This window comes from Falsiruegeria mediterranea M17, assembly GCF_900302455.1.
Taxonomy (GTDB): domain Bacteria; phylum Pseudomonadota; class Alphaproteobacteria; order Rhodobacterales; family Rhodobacteraceae; genus Falsiruegeria; species Falsiruegeria mediterranea.
Genome location: NZ_ONZG01000018.1, coordinates 15,877 through 38,684, shown reverse-complemented (window position 1 = coordinate 38,684; position 22,808 = coordinate 15,877). Strand labels below are relative to the sequence as shown.

The following is a 22,808-nucleotide window of genomic DNA, read 5'->3' as shown; positions in this document are numbered from 1 at the left end:
TCCAATGTTGGACGTCAGATCACAGACCTGTCGACACGTCGATGGTGTTGCCTTCTTCCAGCATCACATAGGCTTTCTTCACGTCTTTACGCTTGCCCAGTTGGCCGCGGAAACGCTTGACTTTACCTTTGGTGATGGTGGTGTTGACCGCTTTGACCTTCACACCAAACAGGGCCTCAACGGCCTCTTTGATCTGAGGTTTGTTGCTGTCGATCGACACTTCGAACACAACCGCGCCGTTCTCGGACGCCATGGTTGCCTTCTCGGTGATGACCGGCTTGCGGATCACGTCGTAGTGTTCTGCCTTCGCGCTCATTTCAGTCGAGCCTCCAGTGCTTCGACACCCGACTTGGTGATCACCAGGGTGTCACGCTTGAGGATGTCATAGACGTTTGCGCCCATCGTCGGCAGGATATCCAGACCTTCGATGTTCTTGGCCGCTTTCAGGAACCCTTCGTTGACCGAAGCACCGTCGATGACCAGAGCGCGTTTCCAGCCCAGGTTTGCAACCTGTTTGGCCAGAGCGGCAGTCTTGCCTTCAGCAGCCGCATCTTCGATCACGACCAGCTCGCCAGCTTTCGCCTTGGCGGACAGCGCGTGACGCAGACCCAGCTTGCGGAACTTCTTGGGCAGGTCGTGGCCGTGCGAACGCGGGGTCGGACCCTTGTAGATACCACCCTTGCGGAAGATCGGCGCGTTGCGGTCGCCGTGGCGTGCGCCACCGGTGCCCTTCTGGCGATAGATCTTCTTGGTCGAGTAGGAGGTTTCCGAACGGGTCTTGACCTTGTGGGTACCGGCCTGCGCGTTGTTGCGCTGCCAGCGGACCACACGGTGCAGGATGTCCGCGCGGGGCTCGAGGCCGAACAGGTCTTCCGACAGTTCGATGTCGCCTGCTTTGCCGCCATCCAGTTTGATCACGTCAAGTTTCATGCTTCACCACCTTCCGCGGGTGCTTCTTCAGCAGGTGCTTCAGTTGCGGCCGCTTTAACAGCTGCCGGGAACGGCAGACCTTCGGGGGCTTTCTTCTTCACGGCGTCCTTGACGGTGACCCAGCCACCTTTGGAACCGGGAACGGCACCCTTGATGAAGACCAGACCACGGTCGGCGTCGGTTTTGACGACTTCCAGGTTCTGGGTGGTGACACGGGCAGCACCCATGTGACCGGCCATCTTCTTGCCTTTGAAGACCTTGCCCGGATCCTGACACTGACCGGTCGAACCGTGCGATCGGTGCGAGATCGAAACACCGTGCGAGGCGCGCAGACCACCAAAGTTCCAACGCTTCATCGCACCGGCGAAACCTTTACCGATCGAGGTGCCCGAAACGTCAACCTTCTGACCTTCCAGGAAGTGCTCGGCCGAGATTTCGGCGCCAACTTCGATCAGCGCGTCTTCGGACACGCGGAATTCGACCAGCTTGCGCTTGGGCTCAACCTTCGCGCCTGCGAAGTGACCGCGCATAGCTTTCGACACGCGCTTAACTTTCGGGGTGCCTGCGCCCAGCTGAACGGCGGTGTAGCCGTCTTTGTCAGCCGTACGCTGAGCCACAACCTGCAGGGCGTCCAGCTGAAGAACGGTCACAGGGATCTGCTTGCCGTCTTCTTTGAACACGCGGGTCATGCCCACTTTCTTTGCGATAATACCAGAGCGCATAATCAATACCCTCCGATCTTACGACTGCAGCTTGATCTCGACGTCCACACCAGCGGCGAGGTCGAGCTTCATCAGCGCGTCAACGGTCTGGGGGGTCGGATCAACGATGTCGAGAAGACGCTTGTGCGTCCGGATCTCGAACTGGTCACGGGATTTCTTGTCAACGTGGGGGCCACGCAGAACAGTGAATTTCTCGATCTTGTTCGGCAGCGGGATCGGGCCACGAACGTTGGCGCCGGTCCGCTTGGCAGTGTTGACGATCTCTTGTGTGGACGCATCCAACACGCGATAGTCAAATGCCTTCAGCCGAATACGGATGTTTTGGCTTTGCATAAGCATGTGCCTTTTCTTAGGCGTTGAGGTTGAGAGGAAGGGACAGCGCTCACCGCAACCCCTCTTCGAACCCAAAAGGCGGGAATCACCCCGCCTTCATGTTCTTAACTAGAACTCGCGCGCTATACGCCTGTTAGAAGGGGGTGGCAAGAGTTTTCGAACCGAAACCGCCGCCTTAGGCGATTGCAGTGGGTTTGCAGGTGTTTCAGGTTGCCTCAGCCTGCTCTCCCCGCCTCACCCGATCCAGTAGCTGGGGGATCAATTACACATCGATCTGTGGTTTCAGGTTCAGCCTATCCATCTCGTATCCCCCGGACAACACACGACCCGGCTCTGAGAGATATGGGAACTCTTCACGCCAGTCACGGAATTTGTCTCTAGAGACAACAATCGCTTTGGCGTGATCAGCAAAATTCAGAATGAAAGGATCGGCCGGCTGTCCCTTCGGAACGACTTTCACTTGCTCTTTGGGCAATTTCAGCCTCTTGGCGAAAGCCTCGTCATGCAAATAACAGTCTTCAAGCAAATAACCCGCGTTGGCATCAAAGAGCACGCAAATTTAAAATCCTTGGGCAGTCAGCGCTGAAAGAACGTCACGAACGGGATCAAGGCTGGGCTTATCCGACCGCCAATACATAACATTCGATCCATCAACGACCGCCCATCGCGCAACCGATTTGCGAAATCTGAAGCAAAGCCAAAGGCTTGTGAAAAGACAAAAAACTAGGAATGCAACATAGGAAATCATGGAATCCCTGATGCGCTACGCAGTTTCGAATTTCAACCCCCGGATGCACCCAGAGTTTCCCCAACCTGCTCAGAGGCCAATGAACAGAAAAAGGGCGCCCATTTGGGCGCCCTTTTCCTTCTGATCATTCGCAAGAGCGAATTATTCAGTGATCTTCGACACGACGCCGGCGCCGACGGTGCGGCCGCCTTCGCGGATGGCGAAGCGCAGACCCTGCTCCATCGCGATCGGTGCGATCAGCTCAACGTCGAACTTCAGGTTGTCGCCAGGCATAACCATTTCGGTGCCCTCGGGCAGGTTCACGGTGCCGGTGACGTCAGTCGTACGGAAGTAGAACTGCGGACGGTAGTTCGCGAAGAACGGCGTGTGACGGCCACCCTCTTCCTTGGTCAGGATATAGGCTTCGGCTTCGAACTTGGTGTGCGGGTTCACCGAACCCGGCTTACACAGAACCTGACCACGCTCAACGCCGTCACGGTCGACACCGCGCAGCAGGGCGCCGATGTTGTCGCCTGCTTCACCACGATCCAGCAGCTTGCGGAACATTTCCACACCGGTGCAGGTGGTTTTCTTGGTGTCGCGGATGCCAACGATTTCAATCTCGTCGCCCACGTTGATCACACCACGTTCCACACGACCGGTCACAACAGTACCACGACCCGAGATCGAGAACACGTCTTCGACCGGCATCAGGAACGGCTGGTCAACAGCACGTGCCGGTGTCGGGATGTATTCGTCAACAGCCGCCATCAGCTCTTTGATCTTCTCTTCGCCGATTTCAGGGTTGTTGCCTTCCATCGCCGCCAGAGCCGAACCGGCAATGATCGGAATATCGTCGCCAGGGTATTCGTAGCTCGACAGAAGCTCGCGGATTTCCATTTCCACCAGTTCCAGCAGCTCTTCGTCGTCGACCTGGTCAACTTTGTTCATGAAGACGACCATGTACGGGATGCCAACCTGGCGGCCCAGCAGGATGTGCTCGCGGGTCTGGGGCATCGGGCCGTCAGCTGCGTTCACAACCAGGATCGCGCCGTCCATCTGCGCCGCACCGGTGATCATGTTCTTCACATAGTCAGCGTGGCCGGGGCAGTCGACGTGTGCATAGTGACGTGCCTCGGTCTCATACTCGACGTGTGCAGTCGAGATGGTGATGCCGCGTGCTTTTTCTTCCGGCGCGCCGTCGATCTGGTCGTAGGCTTTGAAGTCGCCAAAATATTTGGTGATTGCTGCGGTCAGCGTGGTCTTGCCGTGGTCAACGTGGCCGATCGTGCCGATGTTGACGTGCGGTTTTGTACGCTCAAACTTTTCCTTTGCCATGGTTAGGCTCCTCTTTATCTGCGGATGGTGGGGGCGATCCCCACCCTACGGTGGTGGGTAGGGCGGGGTTCACCCCGCCACCCGGATTTATGCGAACTTGGCCTGGATCTCTTCCGAGATGTTGCCCGGGACCGGATCGTAGTGGTCGAACTGCATGGTGAACTGGGCACGGCCCGACGACATCGAACGCAGAGTGTTGATGTAGCCGAACATGTTCGCCAGCGGAACAAACGCATCAATTGCGATGGCGTTGCCGCGCGGTTCTTGACCCGACACCTGACCACGACGCGAAGTCAGGTCACCAATGATACCACCGGTGTACTCTTCCGGTGTGATCACTTCGACCTTCATCACCGGCTCCAGCAGTTTCGCACCAGCTTTCTTCATGCCTTCGCGCATGCCCATACGAGCTGCGATTTCAAAGGCGAGAACGCTGGAGTCAACATCGTGGAACTTACCGTCGATCAGAGCAACCTTGAAGTCGATCACAGGGAAGCCGGCCAGCGGGCCGCTATCCATGACGGACTGGATGCCTTTTTCAACACCGGGGATGTATTCCTTGGGAACAGCACCACCAACGATGCGGCTCTCGAAGGAGTAACCTTCGCCAGCTTCTGTCGGCGAGATGATCATCTTGACCTCGGCGAACTGACCCGAACCACCCGACTGTTTCTTGTGGGTGTAGGTGTGCTCGACCTCTTTCGAGATGGTCTCACGATAGGCAACCTGCGGCGCACCGATGTTCGCCTCGACCTTGAATTCACGCTTCAGACGGTCAACCAGGATGTCCAGGTGAAGTTCGCCCATGCCCTTCATGATGGTCTGGCCCGATTCCAGGTCAGTTTCCACACGGAAGGAGGGGTCTTCTGCAGCCAGACGACCCAGACCCTGAGACATTTTCTCTTGGTCTGCTTTGGTTTTCGGCTCAACCGCGATCTCGATCACCGGATCGGGGAAGGTCATGGTTTCCAGAACCACCGGATCGTTCTGTGCACAGAGCGTGTCACCGGTTGTGGTGTCTTTCAGACCTGCCAGCGCGATAATGTCGCCCGCGAACGCTTCTGTGATTTCCTCACGGTCGTTCGAGTGCATCATCATCATACGGCCAACGCGCTCTTTCTTACCCTTGGTCGAGTTCAAAAGAGTGTCGCCCTTGCTCAGAGTGCCCGAGTAGATGCGGGTGAAGGTCAGCGAGCCAACGAAGGGGTCGTTCATGATTTTGAACGCCAGGCCCGAGAACGCCATGTCGTCGTCTGCACGACGCGCAATGTTACGCTCTTCGGTTTCGTCACCGGGTTTGAAGCCCATGTAATCAACAACGTCCAGCGGGCTGGGCAGATAGTCGATCACAGCGTTGAGCAGCGGCTGAACGCCTTTGTTCTTGAACGCCGAACCACCCAGAACCGGAACAAACGCCATTTCCAGAGTACCCTTGCGCAGCAGTTTGCGCAGGGTCGGAACGTCGGGCTCGTTGCCTTCCAGGTATTCCATCATCGCGTCGTCGTCCATTTCGACGGCCGCTTCGATCATCTTACCGCGCCATTCGTCGGCCATGTCCTGCAGGCTTTCGCGGATCGGTGCTTTGATCCACGACGCGCCAAGGTCTTCGCCCTGCCACAGCCATTCTTCCATGGTGACCAGATCAACCAGGCCTTCCAACTCGTTTTCTGCCCCGATCGGAACACCAACCGGAACAGCGCGTGCGCCGGTGCGGTCTTCGATCATGTGAACGCAGTTGAAGAAGTCAGCGCCGATTTTGTCCATCTTGTTGACGAACACCATACGCGGAACCTTGTAGCGGTCAGCTTGACGCCACACGGTTTCGGTCTGGGGCTCAACACCAGCGTTGGCGTCCAGAACACAGACTGCACCGTCGAGAACCGCCAGCGAACGCTCAACTTCGATGGTGAAGTCAACGTGGCCGGGGGTGTCGATGATGTTCAGGCGGTGCTTTTCGGAATCAGCAGTCTGACCGTCTTCGGTGCGTTCCCAGAATGTGGTGGTCGCAGCCGAGGTGATGGTGATACCGCGTTCCTGCTCCTGCTCCATCCAGTCCATGGTGGCGGCCCCATCGTGGACCTCACCAATGTTGTGGGATTTGCCGGTGTAGTACAGGATCCGCTCGGAGCAGGTGGTTTTACCTGCATCGATGTGCGCCATGATACCGAAGTTACGGTAATGGTTGAGTGTATACTCGCGTGCCATTGGTCTAATGTCCTCTGGGAATTACCAACGATAGTGGCTGAACGCTTTGTTCGCTTCGGCCATCTTGTGAGTGTCTTCGCGCTTCTTAACGGCGGTACCGCGGGACTGTACGGCGTCCAGCAGTTCACCGGCCAGGCGCTCTTCCATGGTGTTTTCGTTGCGACCGCGCGATGCGGTGATCAACCAACGAATGGCCAGGGCTTCGCGGCGCTCGGGGCGGACTTCGACGGGAACCTGATAGGTTGCACCACCAACACGACGCGAGCGAACCTCGACCGACGGTTTGATGTTGTCGAGAGCTTCGTGGAAGACTTCGACCGGTGCGCGCTTGATCTTGTCCTCAACGCGGTCCAGCGCGTTGTAGACGATCTTTTCTGCGACCGACTTTTTGCCGTCGATCATCAGGTTGTTCATGAACTTTGTCAGAACCTTGTCGCCAAATTTGGCGTCAGGCAGGACTTCGCGTTTTTCGGCGGCGTGACGACGTGACATATCAGCCTCTCCTTCTTACTTAGGACGCTTCGCGCCGTACTTCGAACGACGTTGCTTACGGTCTTTGACGCCCTGGGTATCCAGAACACCGCGAAGGATGTGGTAACGCACACCGGGAAGGTCTTTTACACGACCGCCACGGATCAGAACCACCGAGTGCTCCTGAAGGTTGTGGCTTTCACCGGGGATGTACGAGATGACCTCGAATCCGTTGGTCAGGCGCACTTTGGCAACCTTACGCATAGCCGAGTTCGGCTTTTTCGGCGTAGTGGTGTACACGCGGGTGCAGACGCCGCGTTTCTGCGGGCACTGCTCCAAGTGCATGGACTTCGAGCGTTTTACTTTAGGCTGACGCGGCTTGCGGATCAGCTGTTGAATAGTTGGCATTCCGGTTTCTTCCCCGTTTTGCAACACACATGACATGCACGCGCGCTGCGTGCGGCTAAACTTACTGCGTTCGTGCGTCCACAAGCGCAAAATCCGCGAACGTTCCCATTCCGAGGTGAACGTCGCGGTTGGTTCTCAGAGGGCGCGAACGATAAAAGAGTTCGGGCCTTGACCACTCCATCTCTGAAGTCGGCGGCGGGGCGACCCCCTATGCCGAGATAGCGCGCGTATATGGGAAGTCGGCCTTGGTGTCAACAGCAAGGCCGGTGCTTGCCACGAGACGGATGCGCTGCAACAGTGCGACGGGCATTCAAGGCAAGGCAGGAGCCAAAAATTGCAGGTCATCGGTATTTGCCGCTTTTCTTATCCGGGTCAAGGTGGCTTTCAGGTTGAACACGAAACCCTGGACGACAGAATCGCCTATCTCTATGCCACTGAACGGATGGAGGAACGGTTTCGCACGTTCGAAGCCTTCACACTTCCGCCTCTTCGCACCCAGACTGACGATGACTTTACCTTTCTTGTCGTGATCGGCGACAGCATGCCGGACATTTACCGCCAAAGGCTCGAAGCCTTGCTGGAAGGCATGCCTCAGGCCGTGATCCAGGCCCATCCTCCGGGTCGGCACCGCAAAGTGATGCAGGATGCCATCAACTCGGTTCGCCATTTTGACAACGAGCCTTGTTTGCAATTTCGAATGGATGACGATGATGCAGTTGCGCGCCGCTATGTGGCAAGCCTGCGTGAAGCCGCCCAGGACGTCCGCAAACTGTCGCGCAAGAACCGCGAGATCGCCATCGACTTCAACCAGGGCTTTCTGGCCCAGGCTGGCCCGCACGGGATTTCCGCGACGGCCACAAATGGCCCATATACAACGGCCGCGCTTGCGCTGATGTTCAAGCCCAGCAACCGGCTGAGCGTGATGAACTTTTCGCACGTGAAGGTGGCCCAGAAGATGCCGACCGTTACCTTCACCGGAGAGGACATGTTGGTGCGGGGGCACAATGACTATAACGATTCTCGGCAGAGGCCGGGAATCAAGAAGATAGAACTCGATCCTCTGGACGCCTTGGGCGAAGAACACTTTCGCGAGGTGTTCAATATCGACGCCGACCTTGTCCGCGATCTGTATTCATCGTCGTAACAGGGCTCGCTCTCGGAACAGCGTGAACAGACCGGTTGCGACTACGATGCCTGCGCCCAACAGGGTCACGGGATCCGGCCAATCCCCGAACAAAACAAAGCCAAGCAGAAGCGCCCAAATCAGACTGGTGTAGCGGAACGGCGCAACAAACGACACGTCCCCAACCCGCATGACCATCACGCTGCACATGTACCCCAGCAGGACAAACACGGCAGCAGTGACGACCAGCGCCATCAACGACAGCGATACTGGAACCCAGGTTTCAGTCGTTGAGACGACGGCGGCAACCACAGTAACCGACACGGCCGTTGCAAGGGTTACAGTCATGGATGGGACCTCGGCTGACATCTTGCGTGTCACCAGATCGCGAAGTGTGACCAAAAGCATCGCCGCCAAGGCATAGAGCGAATAGATGTTGAACCCGTCCGGCCCGGGCCGAACAATGAGCAGCATTCCACAAAAGCCAATGCCGATGGCCAGAAACCGCCTCCAGCCAACACGCTCGCCAAAAAACAGCGCCGCCCCAAGGGTCACTGTAAGCGGCAGCGCCTGCAGCACGGCCGTCACGTTTGCCAGCGGGATGTTCATCAACGCATTCAGGAAAAAGTAGGTCGTCGCCACCTCGGCTACGCAGCGGACAACCACCAGAAAACGGTCTCCCTTCGGGATTCTCAGGTCGACTTTCCCAAGGTAGCGCGCCAACACGTAGAGCAAGGCGCAAGTCAAGACGCCGCGCATGGTGATCAGTTGGAACAACGGCACAGAGGCACCGAGCTGCTTCATGATGGCGTCGTTGAAGGTAAAGGCAGCCATGCTGCCCATCATGATGAGCGCACCACGAATATTGGGCGCCATGGTCAGAGCTTTCTCAGATCATCAAGAGAAACTTGGAAATGTTTCATCAAGTCTGTGGCGATATCTTCGGCATCCATCTTGTGTGTCAGACCCATTTGCGCCGGGCTGGATTTGTTGTCACCGTGAATTGTCCGTATGAACGACGGTACCGAGATATCTGAGTATGTGTTGAAATACTGCGGGAAATGACGGTGATTGAAACGGTATGGGTTTGCTCCGTGATGAACCGGCGCCACCAGGGTCGTTCCTGTCGACAAGGGCGCACGTTCGCAGGCGTCAAATATCTCAGGTTCTCCGTCGGTTGTTCGGACGTAAAAACCACGGTTGTAAGCGATCACAAACGGATTGCGCGTGGTTTGCAGCTTGAGCATTCCATTGGCCAGTCTCTTGGTCCGTTTGACAAAGTTGATGTCCACGGCATCATCATCGTCCAAACGAAACAGAACACGGTGAGTGTAATCCTCTTTTGGGACAGAGTTGTAGCCAGCCTGCAAAAGCTTGTAGTGGTTGTCGGTTCCAACGGGGCGGCAATGAATGTTGGGCAGTGGTTCCAGCAGGTCCAGAAGGCGTTCCAGATACTGATCCGGCATGGATTCAGCCGTCAGGACAATCATTTCGAATTCAGGATCAGTCTGGCGAACCAATGAAGGCAGACACAGATTTTCGAACAAGTGAAACCGCAACTCCATCCGCTCGGGCGAAAAAATGTGTGCCGCCGTTTCCTCTAGTGTCTTAAATCGTTCCGAATAATACGTCGGTGTCAGTACTGAAAACCGCAGCAGTCCTATTGTATTGAGTTTCCGCATACCTCGATCCCATAGCGTATTTCACCCACCTGACACTGGGCGCATCAAAAATGGAAGCCTCGAAACGAAAAAACGGGCAGCCCCGTCGGCCTGCCCGTGTCAATCTTCATGTGCCTATTGGGGATCAACCTTCGATGGCAGTAATCATGTCGACCCTTGTCGCGTGTCGGCCACCCTCGAACTCTGCGTCCAGAAAGGCATCGACAATCTCGATCGCAAGCGATTCACCAACAACGCGGGCGCCGATGGACAGCATGTTGGCGTTGTTGTGCTCGCGGGTCATTCGGGCCGAGAAGGGATCGGCACACACACCGCAACGGATGCCTTTGACTTTGTTGGCGGCCAACATGATGCCTTGGCCAGTACCACACAGGATAATGCCGAGGTCCGCTTCACCCGATGCCACCTGACGCGCGGCGGCTTCGCCATGTTTCGGGTAATGGGTGCTCTCTGTGGTGGTCGGGCCGATATCGGCAACCTCATGCCCTTTGGCCTCGATGTGTTTGGCAAGGGTCTGACGCAGGTCGATGGCGGCGTGATCGCTGGATAGAACGATGCGTGTCATGGCGGTGTCCGTCTGTGGTGAGTGGTGATCAGAACTGCGGCCCCTGTACCAGAGGGCCATAAAAAAGAAAAACCCCCGCACCATGAGTGCGGGGGTTTTTTTGTTAGCTATTGATTAGATCAATCGCGGCTTTCGGGCGTATCGACCAGCGTGTCGAAATCATCGTCGCCGATGATGTCGCCATCCATGACCGGGGCAGCCAGTGCAGCGGCGGCTTCGGCCTCTTCGCGGCGTGCTTCGATCACGACGTTGTCGCGCTCGGTTGCGATTGAACGGACGCTCTGAGTTGCGCCACCGGTACCGGCCGGGATCAGACGACCCACGATGACGTTCTCTTTCAGGCCAACCAGCTTGTCTTTCTTACCTTGGACAGATGCCTCGGTCAGAACACGAGTGGTTTCCTGGAACGACGCGGCCGAGATGAACGAACGGGTCTGCAACGAAGCCTTGGTGATACCCAGCAGGATCGGTTCACCCTGAGCCGGGCGGCCACCACGGGCCAACGTCTTCTCGTTGGCTGCGTCGAACTCCTGCTTGTCCACGTGTTCGCCCTTGAGCAGCGTGGAGTCACCCGAATCCAGGATCTCCCACTTCTGCAGCATCTGGCGCACGATGACCTCGATGTGCTTGTCGTTGATCTTCACACCCTGCAGGCGATAGACGTCCTGAACCTCGTCAATCATGTAGTCAGCCAAGGCCTCGACACCCATGATGGACAGGATGTCATGCGGCGCAGGGTTGCCGTCCATGATGTAGTCGCCCTTCTGGATGAAGTCACCTTCCTGGACAGGAATGTGCTTGCCCTTGGGCACCATGTATTCGACGGGCTCCATGCTCTCGTCCGACGGCTCGATGGTGATGCGACGCTTGTTCTTGTAGTCGCGGCCAAAGCGCACGTAACCATCTTGCTCGGCGATGATTGCGTGGTCCTTGGGACGACGTGCTTCGAACAGTTCGGCAACACGCGGCAGACCACCGGTGATGTCCTTGGTCTTGGCGCCTTCACGCGGGATACGCGCAACAACGTCACCTGCTTGAACCTTGTCACCGTCTTCAACCGACAAGATCGCATCCACGGACATCGGATAGTGAACCGGGTTGCCCGCGTCGTTGCGGACAGGCTCGCCATCTTCACCCACCAGGATGATCTCGGGCTTGAGCTCGTTGCCTTTGGGCGCCGCACGCCAGTCGATCACGATCTTCTGGGTCATGCCGGTGGCATCGTCGGTCTCGTCGCGCACGGCGAGACCGGACACCAGGTCGACATACTTTGCAGTACCGTCCTTCTCGGCAATGATCGGCAGGGTATAGGGGTCCCATTCGAACAGCTTGTCACCACGGGCGATCTTATCACCTTCTTTGACGAACAGCTTAGAACCGTAACCCAGCTTGAAGCTGGCACGCTCTTCGCCGTGTTCGTCGTTGATGATCAGCTTCATGTTCCGACCCATCACCAGGTTTTCACCTGCCGAGTTTGCCAGAATCTGAGCGTTTTCGAAGACGATGACACCATCCTGACCAGCTTCCTGGAACGACTGCTGACCACCCTGAGCAACACCGCCGATGTGGAAGGTCCGCATCGTCAGCTGTGTACCAGGTTCACCAATCGACTGCGCCGCGATGATACCCACAGCCTCGCCAGTGTTAACCATGGTGCCGCGCGCCAGGTCACGGCCGTAGCACATGGCGCAGACGCCCTCTTCGGCCTCGCAGGTCAGCGGGCTGCGGATGCGAGCCGATGCAACACCAGCCTCATCAACGGTGTCCGACATGCGTTCGTCGATCAGCTGACCAGCAGCAATCAGAACCTCATCCGTGCCTGGTTTGAGGATATCCTCGGCCGCGACACGACCCAGAATACGCTCGGCCAGCGAGGCAACAACCTCACCATCGTTGACAGCCGCTTCGGCGGTGATTGCGGTTTCGGTTCCGCAATCGTTCATACGAACAATGCAGTCCTGCGCCACGTCCACCAGACGACGGGTCAGGTAACCCGAGTTCGCTGTTTTCAAAGCCGTATCCGACAGACCCTTACGGGCACCGTGGGTCGAGTTGAAGTACTCGAGAACGGTCAGACCTTCTTTAAAGTTCGAGATGATCGGTGTCTCGATGATGTCGCCGTTTGGCTTGGCCATCAGGCCGCGCATACCGCCCAGCTGTTTCATCTGAGTAACCGAGCCACGCGCACCCGAGTGGGCCATCATGTAGACCGAGTTCGGCTCTTTGTCCGAGCCATCTTCGGCCTTCTGAACGTCCGAGATCGAACCCATCATCGCATCGGTGACGCGGTCGTTACACTTCGACCAGGCATCGACAACCTTGTTGTACTTTTCGCCCTGAGTGATCAGGCCGTCCATGTACTGCTGTTCAAAGTCTTTCACCTGATCGCGGGTCTCGTCCACGATTTCCCACTTGTCGTCCGGGATCAGCATGTCGTCCTTACCAAACGAAATACCGGCCTTGAACGCTTCGCGGAAGCCCATGGTCATGATCTGATCACAGAAAATGACGGACTCTTTCTGACCGCAGTAACGATAGACGGTGTCGATGACCTGCTGCACTTCTTTCTTACGCAGCAGACGGTTCACCAGTTCGAACGGTGCTTTTGCGTTGGCAGGCAGCAGTGCGCCCAGACGAACACGGCCCGGGGTGGTTTCAAACCGTGACTGAACCGCGTTGCCTTCGTCGTCATACTGCGTGATCCGCGCGGTAATCTTGGTGTGCAAGTGCACAACTCCGGCGTCCAGCGCATGCTGAACTTCTTCGATCGAACCGAACACCATGCCTTCGCCCGGCATGCCTTCGCGTTCCAGGGTCAGATAATAGAGACCCAAGATCATATCCTGCGACGGAACGATGATCGGCGCGCCGTTTGCAGGCGACAGAACGTTGTTTGTCGACATCATCAGAACACGGGCTTCCAACTGTGCTTCAAGGCTCAGCGGAACGTGAACAGCCATCTGGTCACCGTCAAAGTCGGCGTTAAAGGCCGAACAGACCAGCGGGTGCAGCTGGATGGCTTTACCTTCGATCAGAACCGGCTCGAACGCCTGAATGCCAAGACGGTGCAGCGTCGGCGCACGGTTCAGCATGACAGGGTGTTCGCGGATCACCTCGTCGAGGATATCCCAAACTTCGGGACGCTCTTTCTCGACCAGTTTCTTCGCCTGTTTCACGGTCGAAGACAGACCTTTGGCCTCAAGCCGCGAGTAGATGAACGGCTTGAACAACTCCAACGCCATCTTCTTGGGCAGACCACACTGGTGCAGCTTGAGTTCCGGACCGGTCACAATGACCGAACGGCCCGAGAAGTCGACGCGCTTACCCAAAAGGTTCTGACGGAAGCGACCCTGCTTACCTTTCAGCATGTCCGACAGCGATTTCAACGGACGCTTGTTGGCGCCGGTGATCACGCGGCCACGACGGCCGTTGTCGAACAGAGCGTCAACAGATTCCTGCAACATCCGCTTTTCGTTTCGGACGATGATGTCAGGCGCGCGCAGCTCGATCAGACGCTTCAGACGGTTGTTCCGGTTGATGACGCGGCGGTACAGGTCGTTCAGATCCGACGTCGCGAAACGGCCACCATCCAACGGCACCAGCGGGCGCAGTTCTGGCGGGATGACCGGAATCACGGTCAGAACCATCCATTCGGGACGGTTGCCCGATTCCAGGAAGCTCTCAACAACCTTCAGACGCTTGATGATTTTCTTGGGCTTCAGCTCACCAGTTGCTTCGGCCAGATCAGCACGCAGCTGTTCGGCTTCGGCTTCCAGGTCGATGGCAGCCAGCATTTCGCGGATCGCTTCGGCACCGATGTTGGCGGTGAAAGCGTCCATGCCATACGCGTCCTGCGCATCCATGTACTCTTCTTCGGTCAGCATCTGGCCATAGGTCAGGTCAGTCAGACCGGGCTCGATGACGACGTAGTTTTCAAAGTACAGAACACGTTCCAGATCACGCAGCGTCATGTCCAGCATCAGACCGATGCGGGACGGCAGCGATTTCAGGAACCAGATGTGTGCAACGGGCGCGGCCAGCTCGATGTGGCCCATACGCTCGCGGCGCACTTTCTGGAGGGTAACTTCAACGCCGCATTTCTCGCAGACAACGCCGCGATACTTCATGCGCTTATATTTGCCGCACAGGCATTCGTAATCTTTGATCGGGCCAAAGATACGCGCGCAGAACAGACCGTCACGCTCGGGCTTGAACGTACGATAGTTGATGGTTTCCGGCTTTTTGATCTCGCCATACGACCACGACAAAATCCGCTCCGGCGACGCCAGAGAGACCTTGATCTCGTCAAATACCTTCGGCGGGGTCAGCGGGTTGAACGGGTTGTTCGTCAGTTCCTGGTTCATTTTGCGTCCTTACAAATTGGGATGGGATGAGTTTGGGGCGTGACCGCCCCTACTCTTCCTCCGCATCCAGGAGTTCCATATTCAGGCCGAGGCCACGGACTTCTTTAACCAGAACGTTGAACGATTCCGGTACGCCCGCTTCAAAGTTGTCCTCGCCCTTGACGATCGATTCATAGACCTTGGTCCGGCCAGCGACGTCATCCGATTTCACGGTTAGCATCTCTTGCAGGGTGTAGGCGGCGCCGTAAGCTTCCAGAGCCCAGACTTCCATCTCACCAAAGCGCTGACCACCGAACTGCGCCTTACCACCCAGCGGCTGCTGCGTAACAAGCGAGTATGGGCCGGTCGAACGCGCGTGGATCTTGTCGTCGACCAGGTGGTGCAGTTTCAGCAGGTACTTGATGCCTACGGTCACCGGACGTGCAAACTGCTCACCGGTGCGACCGTCGAACAGAACCGACTGACCGCTTTCCGAGAAGCCAGCACGCACCAGCGCGTCGTTGACGTCTGCCTCTTTTGCACCGTCAAAGACCGGCGTTGCGATCGGCACACCACGGGTGACGTTGCCTGCAGCTTCAATCAGCTCAGCCTCGGTCAGGTCAGACAGACCCTCTTCATAGACGTTGTCACCATAGGCATGATGCATCGCCTCACGAACCGGGGTCAGGTCGCCAGACCGGCGGTATTCCTGCAACGCATCGTCGACGTTCAGACCCAGACCGCGTGCGGCCCAACCCATATGGGTTTCTAGGATCTGACCAACGTTCATACGCGAGGGAACACCCAGGGGGTTCAAACAGAAGTCGACCGGCGTACCGTCGGCCAGGAACGGCATGTCTTCCATCGGTACAACCTTGGAAATAACACCTTTGTTCCCGTGACGACCGGCCATCTTGTCACCCGGCTGCAGCTTACGCTTCACCGCGATGAAGACTTTGACCATCTTCATCACGCCCGGCGGCAGGTCGTCGCCACGGCGAACTTTTTCGACCTTGTCTTCGAAGCGGGCATCCAAAGCGCGCTTTTGCACTTCGTACTGCTCGTTCAGAGCCTCGACCACCTGTGCGTCCTGCTCGTCTTCCAGGGCCAGTTGCCACCACTGACCACGGATCAGCGTGTCCAACAGCTCTTCGGTGATTTCCGAACCGGCGCGAACCCCTTTGGGGCCTTTGACGGCGGTTTTACCCAGCAGCATGCCTTTGAGACGGGCATAGATGTTGCGGTCCAGGATCGCCATTTCGTCGTCCCGGTCACGGGCCAGACGCTCGACTTCCTCACGCTCGATCTGCAGAGCACGTTCGTCTTTTTCGACGCCGTGACGGTTGAAGACGCGCACTTCGACGACGGTACCGAAATCACCCGGCTTTACGCGCAGCGAGGTGTCGCGCACGTCAGATGCTTTTTCACCAAAGATGGCGCGCAGCAGCTTCTCTTCCGGAGTCATCGGGCTTTCGCCCTTGGGTGTGATCTTGCCAACCAGGATATCACCAGGCTCAACATCCGCACCGATGTAAACGATGCCGGCCTCGTCGAGGTTGCGCAGCGCTTCTTCACCGACGTTCGGAATGTCGCGGGTGATCTCTTCCGGGCCCAGCTTGGTGTCACGGGCGGCGACTTCGAATTCCTCGATGTGGACCGAGGTAAAGACGTCATCACGCGCGATACGTTCGCTGATCAGGATCGAGTCTTCGTAGTTGTAGCCGTTCCAGGGCATGAACGCGACGACCACGTTTTTACCCAGAGCCAACTCACCCATGTCGGTGGACGGACCATCGGCAATCACTTCGCCCTTGCGAACCGTGTCACCCACTTTGACCAACGGACGCTGGTTGATGCAGGTGTTCTGGTTCGAACGCTGGAACTTGCGCATCCGGTAGATGTCAACGCCAGCGTCGCCCAGCTCCAGATCCTCGGTGGCACGGATAACAATACGCTGTGCATCAACCTGGTCGATGATCCCGGCGCGTTTTGCCATATAGGCCGCACCCGAGTCACGGGCCACAACTTCTTCGATACCGGTACCGACCAGCGGTGCCTCGGCACGCAGCAGCGGAACCGCCTGACGTTGCATGTTCGAACCCATCAGAGCGCGGTTGGCGTCGTCGTTTTCCAAGAACGGAATGAGCGAGGCCGCAACCGAGACCAGCTGCTTGGGGGACACGTCGATCAGGTCCACGTTTTCACGCGGGGCCAGAGTGTAGTCACCCGACTGACGGGTCGAGACCAGATCGTTGATGAACTTGCCGTTTTCGTCCAGTGTCGCGTTGGCCTGAGCCACAGTGTGGCGCATTTCTTCGGTCGCGGACATGTAGTGAACCTCATCGGTCACCTCGGCGTCTTTGACGACGCGGTAAGGTGTTTCGATGAAGCCATACTTGTTCACGCGGGCAAAGGTGGCCAGCGAGTTGATCAGACCGATGTTCGGACCTTCGGGCGTTTCAATCGGGCACATCCGACCATAGTGGGTCGGGTGCACGTCGCGCACCTCAAAGCCCGCACGCTCACGTGTCAGACCGCCCGGGCCAAGCGCCGAAAGACGGCGTTTGTGGGTGACTTCGGACAGTGGGTTGGTCTGGTCCATGAACTGCGACAGCTGCGAAGAGCCGAAGAATTCGCGAACAGCAGCAGCAGCCGGTTTCGCGTTGATCAGATCCTGCGGCATGACGGTGTCGATCTCAACCGACGACATACGCTCCTTGATCGCGCGCTCCATGCGCAGCAGACCCACGCGGTACTGGTTTTCCATCAGTTCGCCGACCGAGCGCACACGACGGTTACCGAGGTGATCGATGTCGTCGATGTCACCGCGGCCATCGCGCAGATCAACCAGCGCCTTGATACAGGCGACGATGTCTTCTTTGCGCAGGGTGCGTTGCGTGTCTTCAGCGTCCAAAGCCAGACGCATGTTCATTTTCACGCGGCCAACGGCGGACAGGTCGTAACGCTCACTGTCAAAGAACAGCGTGTCGAACAGCGCCGAGGCCGCTTCGACGGTGGGCGGCTCGCCCGGACGCATGACGCGGTAGATGTCCATGAGCGCGGTGTCGCGACCCATGTTCTTGTCCTGGGCCATGGTGTTGCGCATGTAGGGACCGACGTTGACGTTGTCGATGTCCAGAACCGGGATGTCGGTCACGCCGTTGTCCAGCAGCTCCTTGACGGTGCCGCCAATGATGTCGCCATCCTTGTCGTATTCCAGAGTCAGCTCATCACCGGCTTCGACGTAGATCGCACCGTTCTCTTCGTTGATGAGATCCTTGGCAACATACTTGCCCACGATGTGGTCGAACGGAACCAGCAGATCGGTGACAGTGCCTTCTTCGATCAGTTTCTTAACCGCGCGCGGGGTAACCTTCTTGCCTGCCTCGGCAATGATTTCGCCGCTGCCAGCATCGACCAGATCATAGGTCGGGCGGGTGCCGCGTACACGCTCGGGGAAGAACGGGGTGACCCAACCCTTGTTCTTGTCCAGCTTGTAGGAAACGGTATTGTAGTAGGCATCCATGATGCCTTCCTGGTCCAGACCCAGTGCATAGAGCAGGGTTGTCACAGGCAGTTTGCGGCGACGGTCGATGCGGGCAAAGACGATGTCCTTGGCGTCGAATTCAAAGTCCAGCCAGCTGCCGCGATACGGGATGATGCGGCAAGCAAACAGAAGTTTACCGGACGAATGGGTCTTGCCCTTGTCGTGATCAAAGAACACACCGGGCGAACGGTGCATCTGCGACACGATCACACGCTCGGTGCCGTTCACGATGAACGTACCGTTCGGCGTCATCAGGGGCATGTCGCCCATGAACACGTCTTGTTCCTTGATGTCCTTGACCGACTTGGCGCCGGTGTCTTCGTCGACATCAAACACGATCAGGCGCAGGGTCACCTTCAGCGGGGCGCTGTAGGTCATGTCGCGCTGCATGCACTCTTCGACATCGTACTTGGGCTTCTCCAAATCGTACTTCACGAACTCCAGGACAGAGGTTTCGTTGAAGTCCTTGATCGGGAAAACCGATTGGAACACACCCTTGATGCCTTCGCCGTCCAGCGGCAGTTCCGCATCGCCGGAGCGCAGGAACAGGTCATAAGAGGATTTTTGAACCTCGATGAGGTTCGGCATATCCAGCACTTCGCGGATCTTGCCATAGTATTTACGAAGACGTTTCTGGCCAAGGAACGTTTGAGCCATGTCAGATGTCACCTTTTCAAGTTCTCACCGGTCAAGTCTGCCGCCGGGCCCCGGCAGCTTGGCCATTCGAGACAACGCGATCGGATCAATTCATGGCCACCGTCCCGAGTGGCAGCCTCCCGATCCATGAACCGCGTCTTAGAAAAGGCTTTGGGCGACAAAGCCCTTTCTAAGACAGGTTCGGCTGGACCCGGATTTCTCCGGGCCCAGCCAAATTTGCGATGCATCAGCGACGCATCTGTCGTGCGGCTTAGGCCAGCTCGACTTCGGCGCCAGCTGCTTCCAGCTTGCCTTTGACGTCTTCGGCTTCTGCCTTGTCGACGCCTTCTTTGATCTTGCCACCAGCTTCGACCAGTTCTTTGGCTTCTTTCAGGCCCAGGCCTGTCAGAGCGCGAACTTCTTTGATCACGTTGATCTTCGAAGCGCCGGCGTTCTTCAGAACGACGTCGAATTCGGTTTTTTCTTCCTCAGCTGCGCCACCGGCGTCGCCGCCAGCTGCCATGACAACTGCGCCGCCTGCTGCGGGCTCGATGCCATATTCGTCTTTGAGGATGGTTTTCAGTTCTTGTGCTTCCAGCAGGGTCAGACCCACGATGCTTTCTGCGAGTGCTTTCAGATCAGCCATTGTATCAGCTCTTTCCGTTTACAGTGTGTGTGTTCCAACGTCTTAGGGATATCCCGACGCCAGTCATTCAGTGCTAACCGCTTACGCAGCTTCCGCCTTCTCTTCGATGGTCGAAAGGATGCTTGCGATGTTGCTTGCAGGTGCGCCAATTGCGCCAGCGATGTTCGAAGCGGGTGCGCCGATGCAGCTTGCGATCTGAGCGATGAGCTCTTCGCGCGAAGGCATTTTCGACACGGCTTCGACGCCGGCACGGTCCAGAGCGTTCTCGCCCATTGCACCGCCAAGGATTTCGAACTTTTTGTTCTCCTTGGCGAAGTCCTCGGCAACCTTGGCCGCAGCCACAGGATCCTCGGAATAGGTCAGAACGGTCATACCCGTCAGCAGGTCGGCGATGCTTTCACACGGCTTTCCGTCGAGGGCGATTTTGGCGAGCCTGTTCTTGGCAACACGAACAGCACCACCCGCGTCACGAGCACGTGCGCGAAGGTCCTGCATCTCAGCAACTGTCAGACCGACGTAGTGGGCAACCACAACGACGCCAGAGCTTTCGAAGATTTGGCCGAGTTCCTCGACCACTTTCTCTTTCTGGGCTCTATCCACAGTTCTCTCCAAGTTTGGGGTGTCAGACACCCCGGCTCATATTTGCCGGAACCGAAATCCCGGCGTTTAGGTCCGCAATACGGGGTTGAGCCAAAATTCGCCCGAAGGTCCAGCCCTCGATCTCATTGGTCTTTCCCGTCTCAGGCAGGAGATTAAGACCTTTCGCAAGGTCACCCACCGTCTTGGACGAAACAAAATAAAGCGCACGACGAATCGCACGCTTTATTCCGCACTCCTACTTAGGGCAGAGCGGTCAGGTTTCCAAGAGGTAAAACGAACCGATCGGAGCATTTCCGCTCAACACCACAAGAGCGAAACTCGACCTGAACAGTCGGCGCTCCTGGGATAACTTCCTGCCCCGTAAATTCGCCCTCAAAAGTAGCGACTAACAATCGGATCAAAATCAAGTTCCGGCTCGAGCAGCAAGCCGCGCGTGCGGGCAACGTCGGCCTGCTCGTTGTCGAAACTGTGCATCAACTCGTAATGGCGACGAATTTCCGCTTCGTCACCTGTGGCCAATACATCGGCAAGCTTGGTGCGAAGTCTCGGTCGATACCCCTTCAAGCGCACCCGGTACTCCAGCTTGCGTCGCCAGTCCTCGTACCCGCTGTCAACGTAGTGCAATACGTAAAACCCATCCGAACCATCAAGGACACGGTCCACAATCGGCTCGCCGCTGGGGGTTTCAATCCAATGTGGTCGCATTTTGAATGGCGGCAACTGACCCCGGATAAACGACTTACCAGCGTTGTGGCCGGCAAGCCCCTTGTTTCGCGCCATGTACTTCCAGAAGTCCCGGTAAACAAGCTTGCAGTCTTCGCGCTCCATTGGCAGCCGAAACACATCGTGGCCGGACCCCGTTTCAACCGTCACAATTTCCGCGGGGCGAATTTGCAACAATCGTTCTTCTGGAGCTGCTTCTGTCAGAAGCTCAGTAATGGAACGTCCCGGCGCTGCATACACAAACTCATCCGCATCAACAGGAAAAATCCAGTCCTCCGAAGCGCGGTCATATCCGTGCTTACGAACGGCATTCTGAATGAAATTCATACGGCGGGTTTCGCGCGACACGCCCAGGGTGCTCCAGAACTCTGGCGTGCACCTGACAGCTTCGACTTGAGGTAGATGGGACACCATGTCGACGCATGGGTCGTTTGGGTCGTCAAAGTGGATGACGATGCGGGCTGCACCTTGATGCAAATGCCAGGCTACAAAACGACGAATGACTTCCGCTGGCTCACGCGCAATGGTGACAATGGACCAAGTCGCCTGTTTCGCCATCAATCCTGCCGCATGAAAGTAGAAGCCAATAGATGAGTGCCGCCCAGTTCAGGCGGCACTCCTTTTTCTTTAGTTATTCACCAGCAGCCTGGGCCACGTCAATGGTCACGCCCGGACCCATGGTCGAAGACAGCGCGATCTTCTTCATGTAGGTGCCTTTGGCGCCCGACGGCCTGGCCTTGGCTACAGCCGAAACAAAGGCGCGGACGTTTTCGACCAGCTTGGCTTCGTCGAAGGACGCTTTGCCAACACCGGCGTGCACAACGCCACCTTTTTCAGCTTTGAACTGAACTTCGCCACCTTTGGCTGCTTCCACGGCCGCTTTGACGTCCATGGTCACGGTGCCCACCTTGGGGTTCGGCATCAGGTTACGCGGGCCCAGGATCTTACCCAGACGACCAACGACGGGCATCATGTCCGGGGTCGCGATGCAGCGATCGAATTCGATGGTGCCGCCCTGGATGGTTTCCATCAGGTCCTCTGCACCAACGATGTCTGCGCCAGCGGCCTGAGCTTCTTCAGCCTTCGGGCCACGAGCGAACACAGCAACGCGCATGGTTTTGCCTGTACCGTTGGGCAGACCGATCACGCCACGAACCATCTGGTCAGCGTGACGGGTGTCAACGCCCAGGTTCATTGCGATTTCGATGGTCTCATCGAACTTCGAAGTTGCATTGGCCTTGACCAGTGCAACAGCTTCTTCGACCGACAAGTTTGCCTTGCCAGCGACAGCTTCGCGCGCAGCGCGGGTGCGTTTACCAAGCTTTGCCATCTTACTTCACCTCGATGCCCATGGAGCGGGCAGAGCCCAGGATGATCTGCATTGCGCCTTCGATGTCGTTGGCGTTGAGATCTTTCATCTTGGCTTCGGCGATTTCTTTCACCTGAGCCACGGTCACGGTACCAACGGTCTCACGCGACGGGTTGTTTGCACCCGACTTAACCTTGGCGGCCTTCTTCAGGTAGTAAGACGCGGGCGGCGTCTTGATGTCCATGGTAAAGGACTTGTCCTGATAGTAGGTGATCACGGTCGGGCACGGCGCGCCGGGCTCCATTTCCTGCGTCTTGGCGTTGAACGCCTTGCAGAATTCCATGATGTTGATGCCGCGCTGACCCAGCGCCGGACCAACCGGCGGGGACGGGTTTGCTTGACCTGCAGGGACCTGCAGTTTCATTGTACCAGCAAGCTTCTTGGCCATTATGCCAATCTCCTTGATAACTCCGCGCCGAACGCGTCCGGGCGGGCATGTT

At 57.2% G+C, this 22,808-nt stretch carries 20 protein-coding genes; 1 reads left to right on the top strand and 19 read right to left on the bottom strand.

What is annotated here, in order from left to right; translation table 11 throughout:
- Positions 1 to 19: 19 nt before the first annotated feature.
- The 9 genes from TRM7615_RS23715 to rpsL all read right to left on the bottom strand — a co-directional run bounded on the left by TRM7615_RS23715 (position 20) and on the right by rpsL (position 7,134).
- Complete coding sequence (locus tag TRM7615_RS23715; protein WP_108792439.1) at positions 20 to 316, bottom strand: 50S ribosomal protein L23; 297 nt, start codon at positions 314 to 316, stop codon at positions 20 to 22.
- Positions 313 to 930: a 50S ribosomal protein L4 gene (gene rplD, locus TRM7615_RS23710; protein WP_108792437.1), complete on the bottom strand. Its 618-nt coding sequence runs from the start codon at positions 928 to 930 to the stop codon at positions 313 to 315. Before rplD ends, TRM7615_RS23715 begins: the two co-directional genes overlap by 4 nt.
- Positions 927 to 1,652, bottom strand: a complete 726-nt coding sequence (gene rplC / locus TRM7615_RS23705; protein ID WP_085794064.1) for a 50S ribosomal protein L3 — start codon at positions 1,650 to 1,652, stop codon at positions 927 to 929. Before rplC ends, rplD begins: the two co-directional genes overlap by 4 nt.
- An 18-nt stretch (positions 1,653 to 1,670) precedes the next feature.
- A complete protein-coding gene (gene rpsJ, locus TRM7615_RS23700; protein WP_008756422.1) occupies positions 1,671 to 1,985 on the bottom strand; it encodes a 30S ribosomal protein S10 in 315 nt (104 codons plus the stop codon).
- Between the two features lie 262 nt (positions 1,986 to 2,247).
- The gene (locus tag TRM7615_RS23695; RefSeq protein WP_165821521.1) at positions 2,248 to 2,538 is read right to left on the bottom strand and encodes an NYN domain-containing protein; all 291 of its coding nucleotides are present in this window, start codon (positions 2,536 to 2,538) and stop codon (positions 2,248 to 2,250) included.
- Between the two features lie 336 nt (positions 2,539 to 2,874).
- Positions 2,875 to 4,050: an elongation factor Tu gene (tuf, locus tag TRM7615_RS23690; RefSeq protein ID WP_108792433.1), complete on the bottom strand. Its 1,176-nt coding sequence runs from the start codon at positions 4,048 to 4,050 to the stop codon at positions 2,875 to 2,877.
- Positions 4,051 to 4,137: 87 nt separating this feature from the next.
- Positions 4,138 to 6,255: an elongation factor G gene (fusA, locus tag TRM7615_RS23685; RefSeq protein ID WP_108792431.1), complete on the bottom strand. Its 2,118-nt coding sequence runs from the start codon at positions 6,253 to 6,255 to the stop codon at positions 4,138 to 4,140.
- A 21-nt stretch (positions 6,256 to 6,276) separates the two neighbouring features.
- Entirely contained in the window at positions 6,277 to 6,747 is a 471-nt protein-coding gene (gene rpsG, locus TRM7615_RS23680) for a 30S ribosomal protein S7 (RefSeq protein WP_108792429.1), read from the bottom strand.
- 15 nt (positions 6,748 to 6,762) lie between these two features.
- Complete coding sequence (gene rpsL, locus TRM7615_RS23675) at positions 6,763 to 7,134, bottom strand: 30S ribosomal protein S12 (RefSeq protein WP_005621086.1); 372 nt, start codon at positions 7,132 to 7,134, stop codon at positions 6,763 to 6,765.
- A 334-nt stretch (positions 7,135 to 7,468) separates the two neighbouring features.
- Between rpsL and TRM7615_RS23670 the strand changes: the two genes are divergently transcribed.
- Positions 7,469 to 8,278: a putative rhamnosyl transferase gene (locus tag TRM7615_RS23670; protein WP_108792427.1), complete on the top strand. Its 810-nt coding sequence runs from the start codon at positions 7,469 to 7,471 to the stop codon at positions 8,276 to 8,278.
- On the opposite strand, the gene TRM7615_RS23665 is transcribed toward TRM7615_RS23670, so the two are convergent.
- From TRM7615_RS23665 to rplK, 10 genes are all read right to left on the bottom strand, one after another.
- Positions 8,267 to 9,133 (bottom strand): DMT family transporter, encoded by an 867-nt coding sequence (locus TRM7615_RS23665; RefSeq protein WP_108792425.1) that lies wholly within the window; start codon positions 9,131 to 9,133, stop codon positions 8,267 to 8,269. The genes TRM7615_RS23670 and TRM7615_RS23665 overlap by 12 nt on opposite strands.
- A gap of 2 nt (positions 9,134 to 9,135) precedes the next feature.
- A complete protein-coding gene (locus TRM7615_RS23660) occupies positions 9,136 to 9,939 on the bottom strand; it encodes a glycosyltransferase (protein WP_108792423.1) in 804 nt (267 codons plus the stop codon).
- Between the two features lie 124 nt (positions 9,940 to 10,063).
- Positions 10,064 to 10,504, bottom strand: a complete 441-nt coding sequence (rpiB, locus tag TRM7615_RS23655) for a ribose 5-phosphate isomerase B (RefSeq protein ID WP_108792421.1) — start codon at positions 10,502 to 10,504, stop codon at positions 10,064 to 10,066.
- 119 nt (positions 10,505 to 10,623) lie between these two features.
- Positions 10,624 to 14,868 carry a DNA-directed RNA polymerase subunit beta' gene (gene rpoC, locus TRM7615_RS23650; protein WP_108792419.1) on the bottom strand — a complete coding sequence of 1,415 codons (4,245 nt, stop codon included), beginning with the start codon at positions 14,866 to 14,868 and terminating at the stop codon, positions 10,624 to 10,626.
- Positions 14,869 to 14,917: 49 nt separating this feature from the next.
- Complete coding sequence (rpoB, locus tag TRM7615_RS23645) at positions 14,918 to 19,051, bottom strand: DNA-directed RNA polymerase subunit beta (RefSeq protein WP_108792417.1); 4,134 nt, start codon at positions 19,049 to 19,051, stop codon at positions 14,918 to 14,920.
- 250 nt (positions 19,052 to 19,301) lie between these two features.
- Positions 19,302 to 19,676 (bottom strand): 50S ribosomal protein L7/L12, encoded by a 375-nt coding sequence (rplL, locus tag TRM7615_RS23640; RefSeq protein WP_085794053.1) that lies wholly within the window; start codon positions 19,674 to 19,676, stop codon positions 19,302 to 19,304.
- 81 nt (positions 19,677 to 19,757) lie between these two features.
- Positions 19,758 to 20,276, bottom strand: a complete 519-nt coding sequence (rplJ, locus tag TRM7615_RS23635; RefSeq protein ID WP_085794052.1) for a 50S ribosomal protein L10 — start codon at positions 20,274 to 20,276, stop codon at positions 19,758 to 19,760.
- 372 nt (positions 20,277 to 20,648) lie between these two features.
- Positions 20,649 to 21,557: a glycosyltransferase family 2 protein gene (locus TRM7615_RS23630; protein ID WP_108792415.1), complete on the bottom strand. Its 909-nt coding sequence runs from the start codon at positions 21,555 to 21,557 to the stop codon at positions 20,649 to 20,651.
- A gap of 73 nt (positions 21,558 to 21,630) precedes the next feature.
- Entirely contained in the window at positions 21,631 to 22,329 is a 699-nt protein-coding gene (gene rplA / locus TRM7615_RS23625; RefSeq protein WP_108792413.1) for a 50S ribosomal protein L1, read from the bottom strand.
- A gap of 1 nt (position 22,330) precedes the next feature.
- Positions 22,331 to 22,756: a 50S ribosomal protein L11 gene (rplK, locus tag TRM7615_RS23620; RefSeq protein ID WP_085794049.1), complete on the bottom strand. Its 426-nt coding sequence runs from the start codon at positions 22,754 to 22,756 to the stop codon at positions 22,331 to 22,333.
- Between the last annotated feature and the right edge of the window lie 52 nt (positions 22,757 to 22,808).

Excerpts from the sequence above, each read along its gene's own strand:
- TRM7615_RS23715 (WP_108792439.1), bottom strand. The coding sequence starts at position 316 with ATGAGCGCGAAGGCAGAACACTACGACGTGATCCGCAAGCCGGTCATC.
- rplD (WP_108792437.1), bottom strand. The coding sequence starts at position 930 with ATGAAACTTGACGTGATCAAACTGGATGGCGGCAAAGCAGGCGACATC.
- rplC (WP_085794064.1), bottom strand. The coding sequence starts at position 1,652 with ATGCGCTCTGGTATTATCGCAAAGAAAGTGGGCATGACCCGCGTGTTC.
- rpsJ (WP_008756422.1), bottom strand. The coding sequence starts at position 1,985 with ATGCAAAGCCAAAACATCCGTATTCGGCTGAAGGCATTTGACTATCGC.
- tuf (WP_108792433.1), bottom strand. The coding sequence starts at position 4,050 with ATGGCAAAGGAAAAGTTTGAGCGTACAAAACCGCACGTCAACATCGGC.
- fusA (WP_108792431.1), bottom strand. The coding sequence starts at position 6,255 with ATGGCACGCGAGTATACACTCAACCATTACCGTAACTTCGGTATCATG.
- rpsG (WP_108792429.1), bottom strand. The coding sequence starts at position 6,747 with ATGTCACGTCGTCACGCCGCCGAAAAACGCGAAGTCCTGCCTGACGCC.
- rpsL (WP_005621086.1), bottom strand. The coding sequence starts at position 7,134 with ATGCCAACTATTCAACAGCTGATCCGCAAGCCGCGTCAGCCTAAAGTA.
- TRM7615_RS23665 (WP_108792425.1), bottom strand. The coding sequence starts at position 9,133 with ATGGCGCCCAATATTCGTGGTGCGCTCATCATGATGGGCAGCATGGCT.
- TRM7615_RS23660 (WP_108792423.1), bottom strand. The coding sequence starts at position 9,939 with ATGCGGAAACTCAATACAATAGGACTGCTGCGGTTTTCAGTACTGACA.
- rpiB (WP_108792421.1), bottom strand. The coding sequence starts at position 10,504 with ATGACACGCATCGTTCTATCCAGCGATCACGCCGCCATCGACCTGCGT.
- rpoC (WP_108792419.1), bottom strand. The coding sequence starts at position 14,868 with ATGAACCAGGAACTGACGAACAACCCGTTCAACCCGCTGACCCCGCCG.
- rpoB (WP_108792417.1), bottom strand. The coding sequence starts at position 19,051 with ATGGCTCAAACGTTCCTTGGCCAGAAACGTCTTCGTAAATACTATGGC.
- rplL (WP_085794053.1), bottom strand. The coding sequence starts at position 19,676 with ATGGCTGATCTGAAAGCACTCGCAGAAAGCATCGTGGGTCTGACCCTG.
- TRM7615_RS23630 (WP_108792415.1), bottom strand. The coding sequence starts at position 21,557 with ATGGCGAAACAGGCGACTTGGTCCATTGTCACCATTGCGCGTGAGCCA.
- rplA (WP_108792413.1), bottom strand. The coding sequence starts at position 22,329 with ATGGCAAAGCTTGGTAAACGCACCCGCGCTGCGCGCGAAGCTGTCGCT.
- rplK (WP_085794049.1), bottom strand. The coding sequence starts at position 22,756 with ATGGCCAAGAAGCTTGCTGGTACAATGAAACTGCAGGTCCCTGCAGGT.